We start from the raw sequence: 14,895 nt of genomic DNA, 5'->3' as shown, positions 1-14,895 counted from the left end.
AAAGGGTCTCAGAATTGTTGTCGCTCTGCAAGAAAAAGCTCAGAACCACGGAAGAAGAGGTGGAAAAGATCATCAGGGATATTGAAGCAGAATGATCTGTGCAGAACATACCCATGTGCTGTTGCATGTAGGCGCTTAAAGCGCAACCTGAACCAACATGTTGTTCAAACTTAATCTAAACATTAGTTTCTTCCGCGAAGCGCTTTTTTTCAAGCTTGTCCTGAAAAAAGGTAGTACCTTACCGGTCAAATTCTTGCTTTTTTTGGCAAAACTTGCCCGGTAAGGTACTGTTATATTTTATTGTTCTTATAACCTCTCCCTTTCTCAGAAACCCAAAATACTAGTATTTGTCCATAAAGTCAAAGAGATTTGAAAGAGTCTCGTCTAGAATGTTCGCTGGCAAGGCTTGCGAGTTTTAAATGCCAAATGTAGAGACGTACGGCCGTACGTCTCTACCAGATGTAATTGACTGGTATGAAAAACGAGCGTGACGCAGCCAGCGGATATTATAGACGAGACTCTACTAAAACGGAAAACATTATAAACCGTACAACAGATTATCGGAAGGCCGTTTCTCATCAATAATAAGATTCTCCTTTATGAAATTTGCAATATCCATTGAAGGTACGGCATAACCTACTCCCATATCTGCAATCCGGTATATTTCTTTTGTTATATATTTGATCTGATTCTGATTGGCAATCAGTACCTGTACAGGGTCAATATCCTCAATATTATATTTTCCCTGATACTTTTTAAGCAAATTAATATTGTTGTTCATAATTTTTTTTAGCTCCCTGTATGACTGAGACATTTCAGTGAGCTTATGACCAACCACCCCAATGATACTGCCCGTTTCAACATTAATTAACGGACTCCCCGCATTTCCGGTCTTAATTGAAGTATCGATCTGGATATATTTATTGCCATCCTCACTGTAATGGAAAGATGATATGATACCCTGTTTGATGGAAAGGTTCTCTTCATTGACATGATATCCCATTGTTGCTACTGGCAGCCCTACTTCCATCTTTTCATCTGTACCCAGAGACAGCGATGGAATTTTCTTAAAATTTTCAAACCCAATGTTGATGACTACAAAATTCAGAAACTTATCATTCAAACCCATAATGGTACGTTTATTCAACTCGATATTCTTCAGAACCTTACGGGCTAAAGTGGTATATCCATCTTTATCGACAAATTTAATCTCCACCTTATCATATGGTGAAATTTTCCTGACGCCCTCATCGGTGATGAGAAAATTTCCTATTTTAAAACCGGTTAAAGTCATAATTTTAATGTCTGAATCGGTATAAAAATTCAATTGCGCCACGGATTGGGAACAGTTATGCCATATCTTTCTGTACATAGGGGGGATTTATTTTAAATGTTGATCCAAAAAGAATGCTGTTAATGATTATTCAAATTACAAATATAGTATCGAATTTTTGTTTATAAAATTATTTTTGCCAACATATCACTTTAATAAAATTGATTTTTTTTATCCCAGGGAATTTTATACCAAACACCAAAATATCTTTCAATGTCCGAAAACGAACATATTTGTTGCATTTCCGTGCACTCTGGGATTCGTAAACGGGTTGTTTATTTTATTATTAATGATTAATAATAAGCATAGTATAAATCCCGGCACAATTTATGTCTGGCTTATTCGAAACGTTAAAAAACATATCTATGAAATTTGTAAAATTATCCCTCTGCATTGGTTTATTCATCGTCGGATACCATTCAATGGAAGCTGAAGCCCAGAAGAAATGGACACTTGAAGAGTGCATCAATTATGCTCTTGAAAACAACATCAATATAAAAAGACAAAAAATTTCAGCAGATCAGGCCAGAAACGACCGCAGGCAATCAAAATGGGAAATGGCCCCTTCTATATCGGTAAACGGCGCTCATAGTTTCAACTTCGGTAAAACCATCAATCCAGACAATTACGAATATGTAAACCAGCAATTCCAGTCTCAGAATATGCAGGCCAATGCAAACTTAAATCTTTTCAGTGGGCTGGAAACACAAAACACCCAACAAATGCGCCATTATGATCTAATGGCTCAGCTTGAAAATATTGAAACCGCCCGATACAACGTTACCCTCAACATTGTCACCTATTATCTCAATGTACTTGCTCAAGCAGAACAAAAAAAAATCAAGCAGGAACAACTCGATGTAACAACGGATCAGATAACCAAAACCAGGGAACAGGTTAAGGTAGGAAATAAAGCAAAAGGGGAACTTCTGGAAATTAAGGCACAGGCCGCACGGGAAAGGGTTGAACTCACCAGGGCTCAGAATGCTCTTAGAATGGGCTATGTCGATCTGGCTCAGCTTATGAATCTTGACAGCATAAAAAATTTCAGTGTAGTCATACCTGAAGATCCGGTTCTTCAAGCCGGAAAACTTATTCAACCCGCCGATACCATCTACGACAAATCCGTTCAGAATTTCCCGACTATTCAAAGTGCGCAATATCAGCTTAAAAGTTCACAAAAATATTTTGACATCATGAAAGGCCGGCTTATGCCAACTTTATCATTCCGCACTTCCTATTATACCTATTATAATGAATTGTCCCAACCTTCCTATACGGATCAGATCAAAGCCATCAACCCGAATCTGAATCTGCAGATGGTTCTCAGCATACCTATATTTGACAAAATGAGAAAACACAATCAAATCTCAAATGCCAAACTTCTGGTTAAAGATACCGAATATTTTGTTAAGGAACAGAAACTGGAACTCTTCAAAACCATTCAAAAAGCTGTCAATGAAGCTGAAGCTGCCTATAAAGACTATGAATCCAGTCTGGAAAGTGTAGAATCCAATCAGGAAGCTTTTAAGTACACTCAGGAAAAGTATGACGTTGGACTTATTGATGCCATAGAATATAAAATTGTTAAAAACGAGCTTTCCAGAGCCCGGTCAAATGCAGCGAATGCAAAGTATAACTACGTCTTCAGGTTAAAAATTCTGGAATTCTATAGGGGTCAGGAGATGAAGCTATAAAAAAATAAAATGTCTCTTTTAGCCTGCATTATTCAAAAACGAATCCCGCTGGTAAGCGGGAAAGTTTTTGAATGCGGGATGGTTTGCGGGATGGATGCAGGCAACCCCGCATTAGAAAAACCGGCTTTTTGCGAAATTTATTGAAGCAAAAAGCCAGGTTTTTCAATAGCGTCAGAATTATTCTTGAATAATTCGGGTTAGAACTATCGTCGATTTCCATTATATTTGATCCTCTTTAAAACAAAAACGAGGCATAAGGAAATTGAACAATACCAGACTGAAAAGCTGGAAAGCGAATGACTTCCTTATCCATTAACAAATTTCAAATATGAAACCAATTATGAAAAAACTGCTGTTACTGATTGTTGTGGCCTTTACTTTTACAAGTGCGCATGGACAAGTATTCAACACCGGACAAACACTTAAAAAAGGGGTATTTTCACTGGGCATTGAACCCGCGCTCCATATTGACGGCGGCGCTAACGGGGTAATACTCTTCGGACACGCCGGATACGGAATTAAATCCGGATTGGATGCCGGTGTTCAGGTGGGTTTCGGCGATCGACAATATTTCGGAGCCAATCTGGAATTTGCGCTTGGCAACAACATATCCCTGGCCGTGGGAGCTCATGATTTTGGCTACTTTGGTCTGGACGGCACCTTAAACTTTACCATCCCGTTGAAAAGCGATCTCCGTCTATACGGTGGAATTGACACAGACATCAACTTCATAAAAGGTACAAACGATGAAGGAAAAACGGAAACCACCCTTCAAATGCCGTTCTGGGTCCCAATAGGGCTTGAAGTGGGTTTATCCCGAAACATGAGCCTTCTCTTTGAAAGTGAGATCGCCCTGAACGATCCTGCCTATCATGTGATTGGCGGGGGGCTGAATTTCTATCTATAATACGAATCGCCGGTAAACTTTTTCACTTTTTTCTTAAACCGGCCCTTTCATCTCAATAAAATGAGGCTGTCCAATAAGCTAAAGTTACATTTACTTTTTAGACAGCCTCATCTTGTCTCCCTACTCAAGAATTTTGTGCTACCAGGATTTGAAATCACCGGGTTTTCTTAGAATAACCCACTGATATTTCCTTCATTATCCACATCAATATCTTCAGCAGCGGGTTTGGATGGGAGGCCAGGCATACGCATAATTTTACCTGTAATGGGTACCACAAATCCCGCACCGGCAGAAAGTTCAATCTCTCTGACTGTTACCACAAAGTCTTTGGGCTTACCCAGCAATTTCGGGTTATCGGAGAGCGATTTCTGAGTCTTGGCAATACAAACGGGAATGTTTTCCATTCCCAGATCCCTGATCTTTTTCAGGTCTGCCTTGGCTGTTGCCGTATAATCAATTGCAGCGGCCCCGTAAACTTTTTTGGCCACCGTCTCAATCTTCTTGGGAATATCCCATTCCCAGTCGTACATGGGGTTGTATTTGTTTTTACAGTTATCGGCTACAAACTTCACTTTTTTGGCCAGATCGGTTGCTCCTTTGCCTCCTTCTCCCCAAACATCGGTTATAACAGCATCTATTCCTTTTTCTTCGGCATAATTCTTAATGTACTCAAGCTCTTCTTCCGTATCGGATACAAACCGATTGACAGCCACTACAGCACAAATATTGAACGTCTGGATATTCTCTATATGTTTCTCCAGATTTTCTATTCCTGATTTTAGCGCCTCCATGTTGGGTTCGTTCACCTTATCAAGAGGTGCACCTCCGTGGTATTTCAACGCTCTTGCCGTAGCAACGAGAACCACTGCCTTGGGAGACAATCCGGAATATCCACATTTGATGTCAAAAAACTTCTCCGCTCCAAGATCAAATCCAAAACCTGCCTCGGTAACCACATAGTCCGACATTGACATACCGGTTTTGGTGGCAATAACCGAATTGGTGCCCTGTGCAATATTGGCAAAAGGTCCGCCGTGAATAATGGCAGGGGTGCCTTCCATGGTCTGAACCAGGTTGGGCTTGATCGCATCCCTTAACAAGGCAGCCATTGCTCCGTGTGCATTCAGGTCTCTGGCAAATACCGGCTTGCGATCATAGGTATATCCGATAAAAATGTTCCCCAATTTCTCCTTAAGGCCTTGAAAATCTTCTGCCAAACAAAGTATGGCCATCAGCTCGGATGCGGCGGTAATATCGAAACCCGTCTCCCGGGGTACTCCATAGGTTCTTCCTCCCAGTCCGACAAGGGTTTTCCTTAACGCCCGGTCGTTCATATCCATAACCCGCCTCCAAAGTACAGTTCTGGGGTCGAGGGCGGAGTTTCGGTGCTGCAGGCTGTTATCAACCAGCGCTGCCAGTAAATTATGGGCTTTTTCTATAGCTGCAAAATCCCCGGTAAAATGAAGATTGATGTCTTCCATGGGCAGCACCTGTGAATAGCCTCCACCAGTAGCGCCACCCTTTATTCCGAATACCGGACCCAGGGAAGGTTCTCTCAGTACCACCGTGGAATTAACACCGATCTTATTCAAACCCTGTGACAGACCGATCGACATGGTGGTTTTTCCCTCACCGGCCGGAGTCGGGGAAATGGCAGAGACAAGAATCAAACTGCTTTTTTCAACTTTCTTCTCATCGATGTAAGATAAAGGAATTTTGGCTTTATTTTTTCCATACAATTCCAGATCATCTTCACGGATTCCCAGTTTCGATCCGATTTCCTGGATGGGTTTCATTTTTACTTTACTGGCAATTTCAATGTCTTTCATAACTCTTTGTTTTGGTTGTAACACTATATTTTAATTTGGACAAAAAACGAAAACACATTAATTCCTTGAAAGCATCCTGTTTGGTTTTGGCTTGTTCAAATTAGGAGAACAAAAAAGGAATGGAATTGTTTGATTTATCATGCCAAAGGGAGTAATTACACGTACCTTTTTCCGGCATTTATACCATTTGATTTACAGCATCTATAATCCGTGAAGCCAGTTCTTCGGCTGTTTTTCGGTCTTCTCCCTCGGAATAAATCCTGATGATCGGTTCGGTATTCGACTTTCTCAAATGAACCCATCCTTCCGGAAACTCAATTCTTACCCCATCAACATCATTCAGGGGGTAATCTTTATAATTGTTTTTTACCTTTTCCAGAATATGATCAACATCAATATCAGGGGTTAATTGTATTTTATTCTTGCTGATGTGGTAAAAAGGATATTTCTTCCTGAGCTCAGAACAGGATACACCTGCCTTTGCAAGATGAGTAAGAAACAAGGCAATACCCACCAGTGCATCTCTTCCGTAATGGAGTTCAGGAAGGATTACACCGCCATTCCCCTCTCCGCCTATCACAGCCTGTGCCTCTTTCATCTTCTCAACAACATTCACTTCTCCCACAGCGGATGGATAATACGACCCTCCATATTCCGCAGTAAGCTCTCTCAATGCTTTGGTTGAGGAAAGGTTCGAGACTGTATTCCCCGGTTTATTCTGCAGAATATAATCCGCTACGGCAACCAGGGTATATTCTTCGCCAAACATCGATCCATTCTCATCGACTATGGCCAGTCTGTCCACATCCGGATCAACCACAAATCCGAGGTCGGCATTGTTTTTCTGTATCTCCTGCATGACACCGGTCAGGTTTTCAGGGATGGGTTCGGGATTATGGGCAAAACGTCCGTCCGGTTCACAATTTACTTCAATCACCTCTTTAACATCCAGGGCCCTGAGCAACCGCGGTACCGCAATACCTCCCACCGAATTAATGCCATCGACCACCACACGGTATTCCTTTGAGGATATGGCATCAACATCCACCTGGGGAAGTTCGAGAATTTTATGAATATGATAATCCAGATAATCATCTTTCCGTATCTCTGCTCCAAGCTGATCCACTGCTGCATAATCGATGTCATGCTGAGCCGCTATGTCCAGTATCTCCTCCCCTTCTTCCTTATTCAGGAATTCCCCGCGAAAATTAAGCAATTTCAAGGCATTCCACTGAACCGGGTTGTGGCTGGCTGTAAGAATAATGCCTCCCTGAGCTTCTTCCGCAGTAATCGCCATTTCCACAGTAGGGGTTGTGGCCAGATCCAGGTCTATCACATCAATGCCCATGGAAATCAACGTCCCGCAAACAATATGATAAACCATCTTACCGGAAGGTCTGGCATCTCTGCCAACGACCACTTTTACCAAATTGTTCTCCGTTTGGCGTTTTACCCATATGGCATAGGCCGAAGTGAATTTCACTATATCTTCCGGGGTTAAATTATCTCCCCTCTTATCGCCGATGGTTCCACGAATACCTGAAATAGATCTGATGAGTGTCATAAGTATATGTGATTAAATTGTTGTACCAAAAGGATAACCTTTCAAATTTAAGACAAATGGATCAAAAATTTTAGTCATGTTCTGTTAAATTTGCTGCTTATCAAAACAAAGCTTTAAATATGAAGCACATCCTGCTGCTTTACTCAGGAGGTCTGGATTCCCGGTTGGCAGTTAAGTTGTTGAAAGAACAAGGCTACTCTATTACTGCAGTTTTTTTTAAACTGCCTTTTTCCAAGGAAAAGCCGATTCATGATCCATTTCTGGAAAAAGAAGAAGTGCCCCTGACAGTCTTTGATTGTACACGGGGCCGACTGTTGCAAAAATACCTGGAGGTACTGAAGCACCCTGCTTATCCACGGGGAGCCGGATACAATCCATGTTTGGACTGCAAATTATTTATGCTCAGGGAACTTGAAGCATACGCCGGGAAACATAACATTGAAGCCATTGCCACGGGAGAAGTTCCCGGACAAAGGCCCATGTCACAAACCAGTAAACAAATGGAAACCCTTGACGAGCAAACCCGGATAAAACTGATCAGACCCCTGGCGCAGATGGGCTTCTATGGCAGAAGCAGGAGAAAACAAATGGCTCTTGCAAAAAAATATGGCATTGATTATCCCAGTCCTGCAGGCGGATGCCTGCTGTGCGATAAGCAACTGAACAAAAGATTTGAAACGCTCATTACAAAGCATCTGATTACAGAATCAACCTTGCCCCTTGTTAACCTGGGAAGGCATTTTTATTTCCCGGAAACAACATCCTGGTTTGTGGTAGGCAGAGATAAAGAAGAAAATGAGGTCATCGAGACTTTTGAGAAGGTTATATACTCGGGCAAAGGGAAACCTGCAGTCTATTATTATTCGGAATCAGACAATACGGAAGCCGGGAAAGAAGCTGAAAAACTTCAAGAGGCATACCGGAAGAAAGATACCCAAAAGATCAAGTATTACAAAAACTGGAAACTATGAGGAGTATAAGGTGGGCTGATAAAAACAGAGCAGCAGGGAGGCTTAAAACATAATTGTCTATATACCCCGGACAGTCATTATTTTTGACCACCTCCACCCATGAGATCCTTAATCCAGCCGGAGTTGGAATCCTCCCGGCTATCCAGCTCCCTGATGTAAGGTTTTATATCCAGTAAAGGAGTATTATCCAGCATGTCTACCCCCGTAACGAATATTTGGGTGCCCCGGATCTCTTTTATTCTCACATTCGTTAAACCCAGATGGTTGGGCCTTTGAGGTCCACGAATGGCAAATATTCCATGCTCCTCGGTATCCATTGGAGGAATGCCTGTTAACTTCGTCTCCTCCATCTTGTGAAAATAAAAGATCAGTATGGCGTGAGAGAACTTCTCCAGATCTTTCAGCCCTTCTCTGTAATCCTCAAAAAGTTCAATCCTGCCTTCTGATTCGGGTTCAAAAACCCCCTGTTTGGGCGCTTCACCCGTATATTGAAAAGGTGTGCGAATAACTCCGATGTTCTTCAAAGTAAAGGATTGTTGCTTCATAACAAAAATGTCATTTTTTTGGTAAAACCTTTCTGTTTTCCTCATGCTGCCTAATCCAGTAGCAGCCTGCACCCGACACTCCGATTCCGGCTGCCTTTGCACCGCAGCCGAAAAATATATTCAAACCGAAGCGGAGATTCACATTTCGCACTGCCAGCGGATTAATGGCTCTCAGATTATCCGTAGCAACATAAAACTGAGCTATGTTGCTTTGTACAGAAAACCCAACGCCAAAATTACTATAACTATAATGATTGTAAGAATAACTGGCAGCCAAAGAAAGAAAATCCCATAATTCCGTGTTGAGAGACAGGGTCAGCGAAGGATGGATCCTCCATTTGTAAAAAAGGTTGCGCTGAAGCACTCCTGCCCGGAGCCGGTTATTGAGCTGATAGGTAGCCCCGATATAACTTTCCGGGGGTAAAACGGTCATATACGGCTCCTGGGTAACACGTGTCTCATAGGAATCTGCCAGGGAATCAAGCATCAATTGGGGATAATCATTAACCCGCAGATCATCACGGGTTATTCCGTTAAACTGAAATTGCTGTTCAGCTTCTATATTGTTTAACCCGGAGGTCCAGTAGATCAACCCCACGTCATTGATACCACCGTATAAAACCACTTCGTCCAGTCCGGTATAAAAGGCTCCGGCATCGAAGTTTAATCCCGGATTGCTCCGGTTCAGAAGCATTTTTTTCACCGAAACATCCTCTTTGAACCGCACATTCGGAATTTTGTTCCCGGCATCTTCCGTCACTTCAATCGGCAAAGTGGAATTGACCCTGTAACTTCCTGAAACATCTATATGATAGTTATCCGGGTGGGTATAGATGTCAAGCACCTCCCTGCGCGTACTCAAGTTCGCCTTGCCGAACAACAGGCCGGCCCTCGCCCCCACCTTCAGATCACTGTCCAGCCAGGTCGAAGCACTCACTGCATACTCCCGATAATGGCTAAAATCCCCTCCAAATCTTCTAATATCAGCCGTCTCACCCACATAATCCGTATTTCCCTCCCAGGGTAGTAAAAACAAATTTTTGGGATAACTAACGAATAGATTCGTTTGCTCGGTAATACTGAATGTAAAAAAATACGCTTTATACCACATGCCCAGTGAAAACAGGTCAAACTGCATGCGGGCGTTCAACAGATCAAGATTGTGCAGGCGGTTTTCAAGATGATTGAAATTGATGACCCGTGCTCCTCCCCTTTCAGGGAAAAGCTGATTATAGGAAAAACCTGTATTCCCCAAATCAACATGAAAGGAAGAAATCAACGGGAGGCCGACATAATTGCAGGGAATGGAAAATGCAGGATTCATATCAGCGGTCTGAGGAACCGAACGCATAAAATAGAAGGTATTGCTTTGCTGTGCTACGGTGGCATAAAAGGAGAGCATAAATAGAACAAGTAAAATCACCTGCTTTATTTTAACAAGGCCCATTCCGGAATTTCTATCCATACCGGAACCGCCATCTTTCACAAAATCCATTCGTTTCAGGAGATCATTCATTTTCCCAATGATGTATAATCTGACATTGCAGTCTGCTTCCGATCAGTAACCCAGATCCGAGGGGCGAATGTTCAATTTCACCCGGGCAGTTGCTTCCATCCTGATTGCATAATCAGAATAAAACCGGACAGTATCCAGATCTTCCGTGGTTACAGAAATATAAGCTTTCACCAACAGGTTTTCTGACGGGTAAACAATCTCATCAATCTGTTCCTGATCGAAGGCAGCACTAAATTCCTGTTTCGCAGGCCGGATCACCTTATTTTCCTCATCAACTTCACCACTTTCAATGATTTGAGAGGCCTCAAACAAGGAGTCAAGCACGATCCAATCCCCATCTTTCTTTTTCCTGAAATACATTTGAACCCTGCTTTCTGTAGGATAGGTATTCCAGGTTCGGAGGTGAATGCTTAGATATTCTATGTAACGGGAAGAACTGATATGGTTTGCAAGAGAATAATCAAAGCTGTCTTCTGTTGCAATCCGGGCATCAATCAATGGATAAAGCGAATCTTCATAATATACCGGAAAGATCGTGCCGGGCATATCCCCAAATTCCCGGTATTGCTTAAAATAATTGTTTACATCCACCGTATCATCACCTATAGGAACTGACAAATCGGGTTTCCAGTGATCTTCCGGGTCCCACCGAATATCTGTAAAATTGTCTTCAACACATGAAAACAATGCCATGGATACGAAAAAGAGGATCACCCCCGCTGGGATGATCCTCTTTAAATTTAAACCGGCCATAAGGTTTATTTTTCAGAAGTTTCCTCTTCGGAAGTTTCCGACTGAGCATTGGAGTCACTTTTGCTTCCACCGGAAAAAAACTGGTATGCCTTCGTAATACTTGTTCTCACATTACCGATCCGGTCTTCAATATCCGATCTGAATTCTTTCCATCTTTCCCCTGTAGTTTTTGACATGTCATCCAGGTATTGCTGAATTTGATCCCTTTGCTCCCGTACATAACTCAAATGTTCTTCAATCGTTGTCTTTACTTCCTGAGTGGAACTTTCGGTTTTTTGCTCGAGATCCGAAATCTTTTCATTGAAATCCTTTAGCCAGCTTTGTGCATTTTCATAAAACTTCTGGGTAGAATGATCCTCCCTCCTTTTCTGAAAATTCTGGTAAAGCTTATTGATGCTGGTTGTCATAGAACTGAGGCCTTCGTCAATTTTATGTCTAAACTGATGCCACCGCTGGCCACTTTCTTTCTGCATATCCATCAATGAGTTCTGAAGCTTTTCCCGCTGATCTTTCAGGTATTCCAATTGCGGTTGGGTCTTTTCTCTCAATTCCTGGGTGGAATGGCGGGCTTTCTCCTCCAGATCGGCAATCTTTTCATTAAAATCATTGAGCCAGCCCTGTGCCTTTTCATAAAAATCATGCTTGTCGGCATTGATCTGATTCACCAATCCTTCCAATTCATTGTAAAGATTTTGCCATTGATCTTTACCTGCATTTACCATATCCTGGTATTTGGTTTCCATCTCTTTTCTTTTCCGGGCTATATCTTCCAGTTCTTTATCCAGTTTATCAATGTTTTCGCTGGTGTTCATTTTTGCCTCCAATGCTTTGGCCTCCAAAGCATAAAGCTTGGACATCATTCTCTTTGTTATGATCGCTGCCTTTTGTTCGTAGTTTTTTCTTTCATCTTCTGCCATAATGGTGTAAATTTTTGTGGTTATTAAGTGTGATAAAATAATACATTTTTACCGTTTTTGCAAATAAAAAAGAACTTTATAATAACATTATAAAGAAAATCAAGAGTAACAATTGGATAAAACAATAAAAAATACTTTTGTTTTAAATAAAGGGTTCATTCTTTTCTCCGAGTAAACAGATAATAAAAGAAAGTGTTCATTTTAAATATTCTTAGCAGATGGTTTTGGAACAAATATTTTTAATTTAGCGGCCGTTGAATTTTTCGAAACAGAAAATCACCAAAAATGGAATTTCTGAAAATAAAAAATGTTTATAAAAAATTTATCAACACTTATGCGCTCAAAGATGTGAGCATGAGTGTACCGGAAAACTCCATTTACGGATTGCTTGGTCCTAATGGAGCCGGCAAAACCACACTGATACGGATCATCAACAGAATTACAGCCCAGGACGAGGGCGAGGTATACTTCAAGGGTCGAAAGATCAGCATAGAAGATGTTTTTCGTATCGGCTACCTTCCTGAAGAAAGGGGACTTTATAAAAAGATGAAAGTGGGGGAGCAGGCATTGTATCTGGCCCGGCTCAAAGGGATGCCCAAAAGGGAGGCCATCGGGAAACTAAAATACTGGTTCGAGAAATTTGAAATCCAGGAATGGTGGGATAAGAAAGTAGAAGAACTTTCCAAGGGCATGCAGCAAAAGCTCCAGTTCATTACCACAGTGATGCATGAACCGGAACTCCTTATTTTTGACGAACCCTTCAGTGGTTTTGACCCCATCAACACCAATCTGCTCAAGAATGAAGTAAGAGCGCTAAAAAAGAAGGGTTCTACCATCATCTTTTCGACCCACAACATGGGGTCGGTTGAAGAGCTGTGCGACCACATCACACTGATCAATAAAGCCGAAAACATACTGGAAGGTCCGATCAATGAAGTCAGGAACCGGTACAAAGCCAATATTTATCAGATCGAATTCCAGGGGGACCCGGACAAGCTGGAAGCTTCATTAAACCGGAACTATCAAATCCTGGAACGGAAAACCATTAACGGAAACAATGCATTAAGGGTCAAGTTGCTTCATCATACCAACGAGAATGAATTGTTGTCACTGATCATTCCAGTGGTGGAAATCATCGCTTTCAGGGAAGAAATCCCCGGTATGAACGACATTTTCATTAACGCCGTCAATGAATATAAAACTGAAGAAACACCGGCATCATGAATAAGATAAACCTCATTGTCAAAAGAGAATACCTAACGAGGGTCAGGAAAAAAACCTTTATCATCATGACCATACTGGGTCCCTTGTTGTTCGGTGCCATTGTTATAGCACCCGCCTGGCTGGCCAATCTGGAAGATACGGAGGTCAAAAAGATTGCTGTGATCGACAGTTCGAAAATGTTTGTCAACAATCTTCCGGAGACGGAATACATCAAATTTGATTATTTGAGGAACACCCAAGTGGATGAGATCAAAAAAATTTTCAACCAAACCGACTACTATGCCGTGCTTTACATTACCCATCTGATTGCCAACACATCCAGTTCGGTAGTTATTTATTCCGATAAGCAACCTTCATTGTCGGTAAAAAGCCATATCTCAAATGCCCTTGAAAAAAAGCTGGAGCAACAAAAGCTGCGGTCTCAGGGTATTGATGACAACATCCTTCAGGCGGTCAGAACAGACATCAATATACGCACCATACAGTGGACCGATAGCGGACGGGAAAAAGAAAGCTCTACTGAGCTGGCTATGATTGTAGGATACGTTGGGGGTTTCCTCATCTATTTCTTCATCTTTCTTTTCGGAGCACAGGTTATGCGGGGAGTTATTGAAGAAAAGACCAACCGGATCGTAGAGATTGTTGTCTCTTCTGTACGGCCATTTCAGCTTATGATGGGCAAGATCATCGGAATCGGCCTGGTGGGGCTAACCCAGTTCGGGCTGTGGGTGGTGCTTACGCTGATCATCGTTACGGGCGCCAAACCCCTCATCGCTCCTCAAATGAGCACACCCGCGGCACATGAAATCAATGCTCCCAGCATCATGGAAAAGCAAAGCACGGACCAGTCCATGCCCTTTCAGGGCGCTGCAAAACAAAAGGCAGATGCCACGCGGAGCAACAACGAAAATGTCTCTAAAAACCTTGGTGCCCAATATATATTTGAAGCCCTGGAAAACATCAACTTCCTGCTTATCATTGGCGTGTTCATCTTTTTCTTTTTGGGCGGCTATCTGCTTTATGGCTCGCTTTTCGCAGCCATTGGCTCGGCAGTGGACAATGAAACCGATACCCAGCAGTTCATGCTACCCATCACCATTCCGCTTATCCTGGCGATCATCGTGCTGGTCAACGGCATTTCCAATCCTCAGGGAGGCATTGCTTTCTGGTTTTCCATCATCCCCTTCACCTCCCCCATCCTGATGATGGCCCGTTTGCCGTTCGGGGTACCGGCGTGGGAAGTGATGCTCTCGATGGCCCTGCTCGCGCTTACATTTATAGGTACCACATGGCTTTCGGGTAAGATCTACCGCACCGGCATATTGATGTACGGCAAGAAGGTCAATTATAAAGAGCTGTGGAAGTGGATCCGGTACAGGGTGTAATGAGTGAATGGATGATTGGTTGATTGGATGCTTGCCCTCCGTAACGAAGTGAAGGTGGGATTGGATGGAGAAGGGCCAGAGCTTGCAGTTAAATATAAGAGTCATTGATTGTCATTGGTGGTCATTGATTGTCATTGGTGGTCATTAATTGTCATTGGTGGTCATTAAGTCGTCATTGGTTGTTTTGCCAGAATTATTCTGTAGAGTCATGCCGTGCCATGACTCGGATGCCTCATACACCAATATGAAATGCC

General features: G+C 42.4%; 12 protein-coding genes. 5 read left to right on the top strand and 7 right to left on the bottom strand.

Going from position 1 to position 14,895, the window contains the following annotated elements:
* Window positions 1-538: 538 nt before the first annotated feature.
* On the bottom strand, window positions 539-1,372 hold the full coding sequence (locus KGY70_08990; GenBank protein ID MBS3775310.1) for a trypsin-like peptidase domain-containing protein: 834 nt from the start codon (window positions 1,370-1,372) through the stop codon (window positions 539-541).
* 326 nt (window positions 1,373-1,698) lie between these two features.
* Here KGY70_08990 and KGY70_08985 point away from each other — a divergent pair, with 326 nt between their 5' ends.
* Together KGY70_08985 and KGY70_08980 are read left to right on the top strand one after the other, a co-directional pair.
* Window positions 1,699-3,030: a TolC family protein gene (locus KGY70_08985; protein MBS3775309.1), complete on the top strand. Its 1,332-nt coding sequence runs from the start codon at window positions 1,699-1,701 to the stop codon at window positions 3,028-3,030.
* A 340-nt stretch (window positions 3,031-3,370) separates the two neighbouring features.
* The gene (locus tag KGY70_08980; GenBank protein ID MBS3775308.1) at window positions 3,371-3,937 is read left to right on the top strand and encodes a hypothetical protein; all 567 of its coding nucleotides are present in this window, start codon (window positions 3,371-3,373) and stop codon (window positions 3,935-3,937) included.
* 167 nt (window positions 3,938-4,104) lie between these two features.
* Here the strand turns inward: KGY70_08980 and KGY70_08975 are convergent, their stop codons facing one another.
* Entirely contained in the window at window positions 4,105-5,766 is a 1,662-nt protein-coding gene (locus KGY70_08975) for a formate--tetrahydrofolate ligase (protein ID MBS3775307.1), read from the bottom strand.
* Between the two features lie 178 nt (window positions 5,767-5,944).
* Window positions 5,945-7,330, bottom strand: a complete 1,386-nt coding sequence (gene glmM, locus KGY70_08970; protein MBS3775306.1) for a phosphoglucosamine mutase — start codon at window positions 7,328-7,330, stop codon at window positions 5,945-5,947.
* Between the two features lie 119 nt (window positions 7,331-7,449).
* On the opposite strand from glmM, the gene KGY70_08965 reads away from it, so the two are divergent.
* Window positions 7,450-8,301: a hypothetical protein gene (locus KGY70_08965; GenBank protein MBS3775305.1), complete on the top strand. Its 852-nt coding sequence runs from the start codon at window positions 7,450-7,452 to the stop codon at window positions 8,299-8,301.
* 77 nt (window positions 8,302-8,378) lie between these two features.
* Here the strand turns inward: KGY70_08965 and tsaA are convergent, their stop codons facing one another.
* Genes tsaA through KGY70_08945 form a run of 4 tightly spaced genes read right to left on the bottom strand, consistent with a single transcriptional unit; the run spans window position 8,379 to window position 12,032 of the window.
* Entirely contained in the window at window positions 8,379-8,846 is a 468-nt protein-coding gene (tsaA, locus tag KGY70_08960) for a tRNA (N6-threonylcarbamoyladenosine(37)-N6)-methyltransferase TrmO (GenBank protein MBS3775304.1), read from the bottom strand.
* Window positions 8,847-8,856: 10 nt separating this feature from the next.
* Window positions 8,857-10,362 (bottom strand): hypothetical protein, encoded by a 1,506-nt coding sequence (locus tag KGY70_08955; GenBank protein MBS3775303.1) that lies wholly within the window; start codon window positions 10,360-10,362, stop codon window positions 8,857-8,859.
* A 42-nt stretch (window positions 10,363-10,404) separates the two neighbouring features.
* Complete coding sequence (locus tag KGY70_08950) at window positions 10,405-11,115, bottom strand: hypothetical protein (protein ID MBS3775302.1); 711 nt, start codon at window positions 11,113-11,115, stop codon at window positions 10,405-10,407.
* Window positions 11,116-11,120: 5 nt separating this feature from the next.
* Window positions 11,121-12,032 carry a hypothetical protein gene (locus KGY70_08945; GenBank protein MBS3775301.1) on the bottom strand — a complete coding sequence of 304 codons (912 nt, stop codon included), beginning with the start codon at window positions 12,030-12,032 and terminating at the stop codon, window positions 11,121-11,123.
* A gap of 285 nt (window positions 12,033-12,317) precedes the next feature.
* On the opposite strand from KGY70_08945, the gene KGY70_08940 reads away from it, so the two are divergent.
* Together KGY70_08940 and KGY70_08935 are read left to right on the top strand one after the other, a co-directional pair.
* Window positions 12,318-13,256 (top strand): ATP-binding cassette domain-containing protein, encoded by a 939-nt coding sequence (locus KGY70_08940; GenBank protein ID MBS3775300.1) that lies wholly within the window; start codon window positions 12,318-12,320, stop codon window positions 13,254-13,256.
* Window positions 13,253-14,641 carry an ABC transporter permease gene (locus KGY70_08935; GenBank protein MBS3775299.1) on the top strand — a complete coding sequence of 463 codons (1,389 nt, stop codon included), beginning with the start codon at window positions 13,253-13,255 and terminating at the stop codon, window positions 14,639-14,641. Before KGY70_08940 ends, KGY70_08935 begins: the two co-directional genes overlap by 4 nt.
* Window positions 14,642-14,895: the final 254 nt, after the last annotated feature.

The sequence above is a fragment of the Bacteroidales bacterium genome (genome assembly GCA_018334875.1).
Lineage (GTDB): Bacteria > Bacteroidota > Bacteroidia > Bacteroidales > UBA12077 > JAGXLC01.
This window is presented reverse-complemented; position numbering and strand designations above follow the sequence as displayed.